Consider the following 10,774-nt stretch of genomic DNA (forward strand, 5'->3'; position numbering starts at 1 on the left):
TATCTAGTCTAAAAATAGTTGTATCGGCAAGGTTAGCTTTTCAAGTTAATGAAGGTATAGTAATTATTCGGTAATTCTGTTCTCTCCAATTTTAAAATCCGGATTTGCTTCTAAAGAGAAGCGCCACAGCCGAAGAACGCTCCCTTTATAATCTACAGGGATTTTGACTGAAAAAACGTCAGGTTCTGCTCCAGAGGTAATAGCTGTTACTTCCTGCTCATAGACGGTATGTTCATTAAATGCTTCAGTTATCATAGAACTTAGATTGCCAAGTATTGAAAATCCATTTTTTTCAAAGTCCTCCATAGATTGGGGGGAAAATGAATAACGAACACTATGTAACGTATTACTCTGAGTCATTACTGCTTCTGGTTTACCACACTCCCACTCACCGAATCTCATAAGATAGAAAGCTATATTTTTTTCATTGTCATCAATAATTTCTTCTCCATCACAATACATTTTCACATCACCACAGACAAAATGAGCATAATTGTCATCATTGATAGAAATCTCTTGTGTATTATCTGCTACTAGTTCGATGATAAGTGGAGGCTTTGTTGCAATCATTACATCACCAAGCATTGCCATTTCACTGTTTCCTAAAGAATGCAAAGCACATGTTTCATATTTCGTTTTGCGCTCAATAAATGAAGTTACCGGAAGTAAAGTCCACATTCTTAGACAACGGTAGTATATTGCAAAAAAGAGAGGTATCTGGTTTATTTCACTGTATCGCTGAAATTTTTCAACATAATTCTTTGCAAGAAAATATGACGCTTTAGGGTTAGAGTGATTATAATTTTTCACTTCAACAAATACTTGTCTCCCATCTTTCAAAATGAGTCTGTAATCTGGTAACTCAATTTCGTCATCATCATAAATTACGTCACCGGTATCTTCAGTTTTAATCAAACGACAACCATGCAGACCAGCGACTACTTGACCAAAACAAGATTCCATACGCTTGCCGTGAAGCAAAATTGTATTATCCTGAGATACTTTGAGAGTATCACGAAAAACTTGCAGGAATTTTTCTGTATCTTCTTGTGATCTAAGTTTATAGCCATGTTTACGGCTGAATGCTGTAAATACTTCTAGTGCTTCAAATTTTTCAGGGTTGCGTTCTAGGCGTTTCATAGTTTCTCACTGATGGTAAAACACACAAAATACGATAAACATTAATTATCAGTTTGTGTAGCTAAAAGCATTTCTAAATGATGTTTCACCAGAAATTTGAACATGACTCTATCATAACCGAGATATTGCTCGACTGATAAATTAGCAATGAATGCAGCTTCAGTCATTGTTATCCCACTAGGATTCTGTTCTAACCCCAAAATTCGCCTCACTGCTTCAGATTCCGCACCTCTCATTAGTGTAAACACTTCATCTGAACAACGATGTTCCGGTAAAGTGTGAGCGGTGAGTTTCAAAGGATTTACTCCAGCGTGGTAGTTTGCTGTTTTGTTCTGTTCTGAAAGGTCAATGGTCGAGCCAACTGCACGTAATCCGCTTAAAGGATCTATGATTTTATTCGTTGTTGTCTCAATCCATGAATATTGTAAAAAGCTATTTGTGTACGCTAAATCTGTCTCAGGACGATTAACCAGCTCCTTCTTATAGATGCCTATTACTGCTTCCCCCTCGATGTACCCTGCTTTTAATAATTGGCGGCATAATAGATATGAGAAAGGGTACATCTGAATATCTTCAGATATTATTCTCAAGCTAGTGTATCTGTTCATTATTAATCCAAAAAAAAACGTAGTGGGGCATTTAAATAGTAGAGTAAGAGTTTCGTATCACTTGCTGGCGGTGTTCGTGATTACTTTTTCATAATGGATAGAATCTGTCCTTTCATCCGGATTTTTCGCGCTAAGTAATATAAATGTATAATTTTGTTTACCGTGAGTTATGAATAAGTCTGTACCTCCCCACACTTCAGAACTTGGCTTTTTCGATAAGAGCAAAATATTATTTGGTAATAATTTGATATCGAAATGATCGTCATGGTCCGAGCCATTGATAAAGTAGTTGAGCTCTTTAACGACTTCAGATTGTGCTGGTAGGAAAATTTTCACAGCAAAATTACGGTAGAGATAGACTTTAGTTTGTGAATTTGGAGCGTATGGGATCGTTAATTGCTTCCCTACATAGTCGAGGTTTTGGTCATTTTCAAGGCGTTTGTTTCTTTCTTCCAATGCTGCATCAAATACGTTTTTAAAGTCTTGTTGCTGTGTTGGAGCCTGATTGCTGTAATACATATCACTGAGCTCTTGAGCTGCCGGTGCAGGTGGTTGACCTGTAAAGTTGGTACTTAATGCCTGAGAGTGTTCCACTACTGAAGTAGCTGCTTCGCTAACATGCTCAAGCATGTCATTAATGCTTTGTTCGCTATCTAATGGATTTTGTTTTTCTGTTACGTCAGAATGCTCCTGTACTGCTTCTGAGAGCGTCTTAGCAACATCACCTGTAACAGAGTCGGATTTAACCTCTGATGCCGGAGAATCGGTTTTAGCTACGTTCTCGGCACTGTTCGATTCTGGTTCTGCCTCTTTGGGATTGTTAAAAACAGGAATAGAGGTTTCAACGTCACTATAATAATTAACATCAATTTCAGTCGTGTCTGTTGCTGGTTTGACTAAAACAAATGCTGCTATTGCACCTACTGAAACTGCAACTGCAATCATGGATTTTTTATTCAGAAGAAAACCAAGTCCTTTTTTACTTTCATTTTTTTTAGTATTGGAAGAAACATCCGTCATTTTGAGCCTCAATAATCTGTGTTACGTGTATCTGCTATATGTTATAGAATTACGCCCTACGAATAGGCCGCAATGGTTCTAAAAGCGGATTACTTTCTTAACAGCAATAATTTATCGGCTATCATTTTTCCATCCATGAGTGTCAGACGGTCAGATGTTCTGTGACTGTATAGAACTGCATCGTTAGAAAACTTACCTGATGTGACTAGAAATACATGCTTAAATTCGGGTTCTGCTTCTAGTACACCAACCATTTCACGGGCGATAGCAACACCTACATTGTCAGATTTCCAGTGTTTGCATTGAGCGAAAACTTTGATTCCATCACGTTCCATAATGATATCTTTTCCACCATCTGGACCATAATTAGTGACAGTAGCTCTGTACCCAAGGCTGTTGAATAACTCTCTTATAAATTCCTCAAATTCTCGCCATGATAGTTCGCGGATAAATTGCAATGCATCTTCATGATAGGTTGCATTAAAAAGTACCTTTTTAAACATAGTTTGTTGTTTATAACGAAAATAGACACTTGCTGAATAAGCCACGAGCAGGAATGCAACGCATGAGCGTAATATATGGAATGTATAATATGTACAAACTGGGATATTCCTCAGAGAAAATAATTTATTCGCACTGCTTTTCCCGAAAATATCAGCATATGCTGTTTTTATCCGATGCGCCGTAAAACCCCGTCCTTCAGGTCGGGGATATAAGGCACGTTTTTTTAACTAACTAGGTGTTTCCTGTTGCTCAATGTACTGGCGGATAATGGATATTGGTGCGCCACCACAACTCCCCGCGAAATAACTCGGCGACCAAAGAACCCCCTTGTAGTAATAACGTTGGGCAATATCAGGACGATCACGTCGAAGTAATCGACTCGATACCCCTTTAAGGCTGTTAACCAGATTAGATATAGCCAGTTTTGGCGGGTAATTAATCAGTAAATGAACGTGATCCCGTTCCCCATCCATTTCAACCAGTTCAACATCAAAATCAGCACAAACACTGGCAAAGTAGCCTTGCAATTTTTCAATCGCGTCCTGATCAAATATTTTCCGGCGATATTTAGCCACAAAAACCAAGTGAACATGCATTAGAAACACACAGTTTCTACCGCGGCGGATATCCGTTTCTTTTTTCATAGACCAAAGTATAATAGGTAATATGAAACGTCTACAAGCCTTTAAATTCCAGTTAAGACCAAATGGTCAACAGGAGCGCGACATGCGGCGCTTTGCTGGGGCTTGTCGTTTCGTTTTTAACCGTGCGCTGGCACTTCAGAATGAGAACCATGAAGCGGGAAATAAATGCATCCCCTACACTAAAATGGCTTCATGGCTCATTGAGTGGAAATCCCACTCTGATACCCAATGGCTAAAAGACGCTCCATCACAACCGTTGCAGCAATCGCTGAAGGATCTGGAACGCGGCTACAAAAATTTCTTCCAGAAGCGTGCCGCATTTCCACGTTTCAAAAAACGTGGCCAAAATGATGCATTCCGCTACCCGCAGGGCGTGAAGCTCGATCAATCCAATAGTCGTATATCATTGCCAAAGTTGGGATGGATGCGCTACCGGAACAGCCGTGAAGTCATTGGTGAAGTGAAAAACATCACGGTCAGTCAGTCATGCGGTAAATGGTACGTCAGCATTCAGACTGAGTATGAAGCGACAGAACCACAACATGAATCAACCTCAATAGTAGGGCTTGATGCAGGAGTAACCAAACTCGCCACGCTTTCAGACGGCAAGATATATCCGCCAGTCAACAGTTTTAAAGCAAGCCAGCGCAAGCTGGCAACACTCCAGCGGCAGTTAAGCCGTAAAGTCAAATTCAGTGCCAACTGGAAAAAACAGAAGCGAAAAATCCAGCGTCTGCATTCTCATATTGCCAACATCAGGAAAGACTACCTTCATAAAACCACAACGGAAATCAGCAAAAACCACGCCATGATTGTCATTGAGGATTTGAAGGTCAGTAACATGTCGAAATCGGCAAAAGGTACGGCAGAGCAACGCGGACGAAATGTCCGAGCCAAATCAGGACTGAACCGTTCGATACTGGATCAAGGCTGGTACGAAATGCGCCGTCAGCTTGAGTACAAGCAGCTCTGGCGCGGTGGTCAGGTACTTGCCATACCGCCGGCATACACAAGCCAGCGGTGTGCATGTTGTGGTCATACAGCAAAAGAAAATCGTCAGTCACAAAGTAAATTCGTGTGTCAGGAATGCGGTTACACCGAGAACGCCGATATCAACGGCGCACGTAACATATTAGCGGCAGGACATGCCGTACTTGCCTGTGGAGGGATGGCGCAGTCAGGCCGCCCATTGAAGCAGGAACCCACCGAGGCGAGTCAGGCTTCGGTCTGAACGCGGTAGGAATCCTCCGCCTTTAGGCGGGGGAGGATGTCAAATCTCCCCATATCAGTTGTATGATTTTCGTTGTTATCACATAGTCATAACGAAGAAAAAATATAGTTATTGTGGTAACAGCAATTATCACTAATGCAACTTGAGGGTTTAATAGAGGGGCATTTCTTTTGATTCCCACTGAAGCCCATTCAGGTTTCTTTTTCTTGTGTAACCGCAATATTTTGCTGCTAGGTGACAACATATAAACAGCAGCTAAAGGTATTACTAAAGTTAAAACTCTCGCAATAGAATCAAATCTAAGAAATATCAAAGTAGTCATATAGAATATAAATGAAATATTCATATTAGTTACATAGGGATTTCGTTTCTTAAATCTACGCTTTCTTCTCATTACAACATTCCAATTTACTAAAAAAGTAGCTGTGTCACGGTAAGTAAGGCTCCGTTCGGAGTGATATGTATTCCATCTTTCGTGCGAACTGTTGTCCCATCTATGACATCCTTGTATGTTTCACCAAGAACCGTTCGTGTATCTACGGTGGTGATCCCCTCTATCTGCGAAGCCGTCATTATGGCTTGTCGAGTGTTATCTAATAGTCTGTTTTTGGCGGGGTCTTTAAGGGTTGGAGGAAGTAACCAGATCACATTTTGGTTTCTGGCTTTTATGGTTTGGATAAAATGCCGAACTTTAGAGGTGTACTTTTCTTTTTCTGATATTTGAACATGGTCGTTAGTACCGAGAATCACGTAAACGGTATCGTATTCTTCAAAACTGAATTGCTCTGCGTATCTCTGCCAATCTAGGATCTTCTTTGTGGATAATCCGCTACCCACTTTGTATCGAGCATCAACCGCTTGGATTGTGCTGTACCCTTTAGCTATCTCATAGGTAAGCGAATCTCCTATAAAAACAGGTTTGCTGTACGACATAGAAGAAAATAAAAGGGAGCTGATTACTGAGACTTTATAAATATTCATTGCAACCCATATCAGTTATAAGCCAAATCTCACTACTTTGACCTGTGTTCTTTTTAAGCAATATCGAGCATGGTATAGATGCCATATCAATTTTAATTAATGTGTTGTCACTCCCCTTCACCTCATAGAGTTGCTTTATTTCATTTGCTTCAAGACCAGTAATCTCTCTTGCCAATACATAGGTATCAGCTACTCTATCGAAGCCACCAGAACTGACATGCTTATCTTGTGTGGCTTGCGTCACAAGATGCTCGTGTGTAGTGATCGCCCCTGTGGTAGAACCACAAGAGGACAAGAAAAAGCAAATTAATGCGATACAGCTTCTATTTATCCCCATCATTCCCCTCTGCCGTTTGAGCTTCAGAAATTACTTTTAAGCTATTCTCCCCTATATCAAAATCGCTTTTCATAAACTCAAGTGTAAAAGCCGTGGCTAAATACCGGCTTATCAAAAGTTCCTTTTTAACAAGCCCTCGCAAATGGCGTGGAGTTCCAACTGCATTTTCAAAAAAACGTGAATCCCATGAATGATCTCTGTTATCGCCAAGAACAAAAACATATCCATCAGGAATTACCCATTGTGTATAAATCGTCTTAACGAATGGTTTACGGTTATCAATGACATAATCATATTGTTGCGTATTACGTTCCTGAAGTGCCTGATAGGTACTCGTATGGTCATTATGATGGTTTAGCTGCCCGATCATCCTTCCGTTGATCTGGACCGACTTATCATCGGCATAAGTGATAGTATCGCCAGCCAATCCGATTATGCGTTTTACATAAATGAATGAAGGGAATGCAGGAGCTCGGAAAATCACTATATCTCCACGCATCAATTGCTCTTTTTGCGCGTCAACCGGCTTTGCAAAAATGAGATCACCGGCTTTCAATGTCGGTGCCATAGAGGATGTTGGGATAATATAATAGTCCAATAGGTAGGATTTAACGGACCACACAATAACTGATATTATTACCAAGCTAACAGTATAAAAACTAGGCTTACGTTTTCGATATATGAGGTAAAGAATTCGTAGGATAAGTGCAAGAATAAGGGTACTTATGAAGTTCATGAGCTTCAGCCTTCAGAAATTAAAAAGGCAATGTACCCGTTATATGGTATCTTTTTTCTTAGTAAACAGTCTTAAAAGTATCACTTTCTATTTTGGTGGTGCATAGTTACGGCTCTCAAATATCCATAAAACCATAACATATTAAAGTGGCTACTTATTTTTAAAGGCAAAAAATAACATATAGTGTCACTGGAAAAAACAAGATGTCCTATCTTATTATTAACTGTTTTAAAGCTGATTGAATCAATATGATTTTTAGAGTGTTCAAAATAGATATGATAGCAATATACATAAATTGTAAGAAGAAAGAATGATGCGAATACCTTAGATAATTCAATTAACGGAATAGATTCAACAAAATCGCCTACTAATGCAATTAAAACAGTTAATATTAATACTGAAATATCAATTATATTTCTTTTTCGAATTAACATATATGCTGGATATACACAAATGACGGTTAAAAAAATGATCCGAATGAATGTAGTGTATTTATTCTTCATTAGACCACCATTCAGGAGCTGCTAATGAATCCTCTGAAACTTTCCAACCAAAGTTAATCAACATTTTCTTTATATTATAAGGTTTATCCATAAAATAGCTCATGTGGGTTTTATTGTTCTTTGTGACCAGCCCTGCCGCCCTAACTGAAGTAATACCAATGTAGGTCGTTAAATCTGCAAGTGTATAACCTAAATACGTTACATCTGACAATTCTTCGATACGCTTATTTTCATGAATAGCGTTTAGTATGCCCTCTAATTCTGATTTAACAAACATATACAATTGTCTGCTATCACTACCGGTTATTTCTTTCCTTTCATCATAGTGGCTATTATGAACATTCTCATTATCCTTGTTATTTTCAAGCCACCAATTAGGCGCAGATAAATTATTGTTGGTAACAACCCATCCATGATTAATAAGAACAAGCGCATTATTAAATGTATACTTTGAAAGTTTCAATTCATTAACTTCAGACAAAAAGATTGCTTGTTTATCAATGCATTCTAAAATACCAAGATCTATTAACATTGCGGTAATAGATGATTGATTTCTATGTATTTTATCTGCGATTGAGCTTAGGTTCATCTTTTTTTGTATCATGGAGATAACTGTATGAATTTCCTCATTAACCCATACTGTTTCATTACGATTCAATTCGATAGTGTTGCTCATAGGGAACTGATCATTACTCACCCACCACTTGGGGGCTTTAAGAGATTCCTCCCTGTTTGATAACTCATATATCCAACCAAGTTCTAATAATTTAGGAATAAATGATGAATGAGGAATGAGGTAGTTTAAATTAGTATTCCTAGCCGTAGATATCTTATTATCCTTATGGTTTATTTCACACAACCCCATGTTCAATAATTTAGCGAGGACATCATTTACACTACGACCAGTAAATTTGCATATCTTTTCAATGAAAAAAGGTTCGTCAATTACCCCAATTAGCTTCGTTATTTCTGAATAGGTCCATGTGGTTAGATTTCGCATAAATATATAATTCACATAATTTAAAATGGTATAATATTGGCATAGTCATATGCCATTTCATTTAAAGCATCTTTGGATATTATTTCAGTTTTAATACATTCTAATATTTCCAGTTGTTCATCAATCACAGTACACTCATCTGAGCTAATATGATTATTTGTATGAATATTATAAAATGCGTCTTTAAGGTTAAATATATTAATATTACTTCCGTGCGATTCTGTGTTTATACCAAGGTGATTAATTAACCACTTAATTTTGATAAGTCCAATACAAATATCTTCGCAGTATTGACTAACTCCATATTGCCCTGTAAGGACAGACCCTGTATGTAATACAAGTTCCTCATATAATTTTAAAAACTCAAGGCTTTCTATCTCAACCCTATGTTCTATCAAGATATTATCGATTTTAGCCGTGTTAGTGTCCAAATCGTTTTCATCAGGAAAATATAGCGTTACACTTTTTTGATCACGCCATTTTGGTTTATTCTCGTTTAATTCTAATTCCACATATTTTTGAAGCCAAATATATTTAATTACTTTACTTGTTGTTGATATGTAGAAAACAAAAAATGGAACATTAAAAAGCAATGCATATTTTATCGTATCGACAGGAAAATTTGCCATTTTAACCTTATTGGTAAATTTAGTCTGTGTACCTTTTGCTTGAACGAAAAAACAATTACCAGTGGGCTGTTTGTCCTTAAATACTTGAATCATCAAATCAATCCCATAGTCACGCTCACCTATTGAATGGACTACCCAATCTCTTGCCGGAACTTTGACATTAATTTGTGCAATTGCACTTGAATCTATTGAATGAGCTAAAATCCTCATGATTCTTTCCTATTTTTAATATTGAAGATTACGAGCAGCAGCTTCTAAGCGTGTTACACCTCGTTTATCATATCGCTGTGTAGTAGCGACACTACTGTGCCCCATAGCTTCTCTGACAGTAAGTAGGTCCTCACCGAGTTCTAACAGCTTAGTAGCATAGGTTCGTCGGCAGTCATGGGGGGTAAATGAATCAGAGGCTGAATCTTTCACCAATTTATCAATAATATACCGTAAACCATCGGTTGTTATTCTATCGCAAGTCACATCATCATTTTTACGAATACGGGTGAAAACTGCACCGGAATGATCTCCCCTAACAGTTTCAATCCATAAGCGAGTGCGACGGAGGGTATCACTTGGCATAAAATTAGTTCTTTCTTTGTTACCCTTCCCCATTATTTTAACGGCGTAGTTATCAAAATTGATATCTTCCATATCTAACAAAGTGACTTCAGCACGGCGCAAACCGCAGCCGAGCATCAGTGAAACAATCGCTGCATCACGTATAGAGACTGCGGTATTTAGGCTATCAAGATGCTGATAAATTTGCGTTATTTCACTACTACTCAGTGAACGCCCTCTACCAATACGGTTCCCACGAATGCGACGTATGCTTCTAATGTCCTGATATGTATCGCTATCTATGGTTCGTGATGCTCTGGCTTCTTCAGCAACCCCTTTAATCGCGCTCAGGACTAGGTTGATACTATTTGGGGTCTTTTTCTCCAGTATTAACTTCTGAAGTACCAATTGGACAGAATCCCGATCCATAATGGACCAGTCAAACGTGAATGGGTCCGTAGAACGAAACAACTTGACCACCGACACGAGGCAGGATCGCATTGTCTTTTGACTTTGTTTGGAACGTAGCCGTAGCAAATAGCTGGTTGCTGGATTGTTGGTGTTTTTCGTCATGTTATTTACATCAACAATATTTGTTACAGTGTCACGTAATATTAACTCCCCCATTACCGCCCTCTTTGGTGTAGAAAATTGGTGTAAAAATTATCGTTGATTCTGGTGCGTCAATCAGCATTACTAACCACAAATCAGAAAAGAATAAAGGTTACTACATTAAATGCATATTTAACCGAGTAAAGAGTAACACAAGGATTTATCATCCAAAAGTTAATGTTTAGGAACAATAAAGTTTGTACACAAGCCGGAGAGTTTGTACATAAAGGCGATTTTGGAATAATAAAGTTTGACACTAAGCTATAATGACCTTTAA

At 38.3% G+C, this 10,774-nt stretch carries 12 protein-coding genes; 1 reads left to right on the plus strand and 11 read right to left on the minus strand.

Annotation, left to right across the window (positions count from 1 at the left end; translation table 11 throughout):
* Nucleotides 1-63: 63 nt before the first annotated feature.
* From G6Q48_RS20270 to tnpA, 5 genes are all read right to left on the minus strand, one after another.
* A complete protein-coding gene (locus G6Q48_RS20270; protein WP_207393059.1) occupies nt 64-1,140 on the minus strand; it encodes a hypothetical protein in 1,077 nt (358 codons plus the stop codon).
* A 41-nt stretch (nt 1,141-1,181) separates the two neighbouring features.
* The gene (locus G6Q48_RS23050; RefSeq protein ID WP_166268212.1) at nt 1,182-1,748 is read right to left on the minus strand and encodes a hypothetical protein; all 567 of its coding nucleotides are present in this window, start codon (nt 1,746-1,748) and stop codon (nt 1,182-1,184) included.
* A gap of 57 nt (nt 1,749-1,805) precedes the next feature.
* The gene (locus G6Q48_RS23055) at nt 1,806-2,768 is read right to left on the minus strand and encodes a hypothetical protein (protein WP_166268214.1); all 963 of its coding nucleotides are present in this window, start codon (nt 2,766-2,768) and stop codon (nt 1,806-1,808) included.
* Between the two features lie 89 nt (nt 2,769-2,857).
* Nucleotides 2,858-3,316 carry a restriction endonuclease gene (locus tag G6Q48_RS20285; protein WP_166268216.1) on the minus strand — a complete coding sequence of 153 codons (459 nt, stop codon included), beginning with the start codon at nt 3,314-3,316 and terminating at the stop codon, nt 2,858-2,860.
* 183 nt (nt 3,317-3,499) lie between these two features.
* Nucleotides 3,500-3,916: an IS200/IS605 family transposase gene (gene tnpA / locus G6Q48_RS20290; protein WP_166268218.1), complete on the minus strand. Its 417-nt coding sequence runs from the start codon at nt 3,914-3,916 to the stop codon at nt 3,500-3,502.
* 22 nt (nt 3,917-3,938) lie between these two features.
* On the opposite strand from tnpA, the gene G6Q48_RS20295 reads away from it, so the two are divergent.
* Entirely contained in the window at nt 3,939-5,147 is a 1,209-nt protein-coding gene (locus G6Q48_RS20295; protein WP_166268220.1) for an RNA-guided endonuclease TnpB family protein, read from the plus strand.
* A 411-nt stretch (nt 5,148-5,558) separates the two neighbouring features.
* Here the strand turns inward: G6Q48_RS20295 and G6Q48_RS20300 are convergent, their stop codons facing one another.
* The 6 genes from G6Q48_RS20300 to G6Q48_RS20325 all read right to left on the minus strand — a co-directional run bounded on the left by G6Q48_RS20300 (nt 5,559) and on the right by G6Q48_RS20325 (nt 10,512).
* Nucleotides 5,559-6,128 carry a DUF459 domain-containing protein gene (locus tag G6Q48_RS20300; RefSeq protein ID WP_241254140.1) on the minus strand — a complete coding sequence of 190 codons (570 nt, stop codon included), beginning with the start codon at nt 6,126-6,128 and terminating at the stop codon, nt 5,559-5,561.
* Nucleotides 6,115-6,468 carry a hypothetical protein gene (locus G6Q48_RS20305; RefSeq protein WP_180273043.1) on the minus strand — a complete coding sequence of 118 codons (354 nt, stop codon included), beginning with the start codon at nt 6,466-6,468 and terminating at the stop codon, nt 6,115-6,117. The genes G6Q48_RS20300 and G6Q48_RS20305 overlap by 14 nt, the downstream gene beginning before the upstream one ends.
* The gene (gene lepB, locus G6Q48_RS20310) at nt 6,452-7,201 is read right to left on the minus strand and encodes a signal peptidase I (protein ID WP_166268224.1); all 750 of its coding nucleotides are present in this window, start codon (nt 7,199-7,201) and stop codon (nt 6,452-6,454) included. Before lepB ends, G6Q48_RS20305 begins: the two co-directional genes overlap by 17 nt.
* 492 nt (nt 7,202-7,693) lie before the next feature.
* Nucleotides 7,694-8,704 (minus strand): hypothetical protein, encoded by a 1,011-nt coding sequence (locus G6Q48_RS20315; protein WP_166268226.1) that lies wholly within the window; start codon nt 8,702-8,704, stop codon nt 7,694-7,696.
* A 20-nt stretch (nt 8,705-8,724) separates the two neighbouring features.
* The gene (locus tag G6Q48_RS20320; RefSeq protein WP_166268228.1) at nt 8,725-9,543 is read right to left on the minus strand and encodes a DUF4365 domain-containing protein; all 819 of its coding nucleotides are present in this window, start codon (nt 9,541-9,543) and stop codon (nt 8,725-8,727) included.
* Between the two features lie 15 nt (nt 9,544-9,558).
* On the minus strand, nt 9,559-10,512 hold the full coding sequence (locus G6Q48_RS20325) for a tyrosine-type recombinase/integrase (RefSeq protein WP_166268230.1): 954 nt from the start codon (nt 10,510-10,512) through the stop codon (nt 9,559-9,561).
* Nucleotides 10,513-10,774: the final 262 nt, after the last annotated feature.

It is taken from the genome of Providencia sp. M-27, assembly GCF_011077905.1.
Taxonomy (GTDB): Bacteria; Pseudomonadota; Gammaproteobacteria; order Enterobacterales; family Enterobacteriaceae; genus Providencia; species Providencia huaxiensis.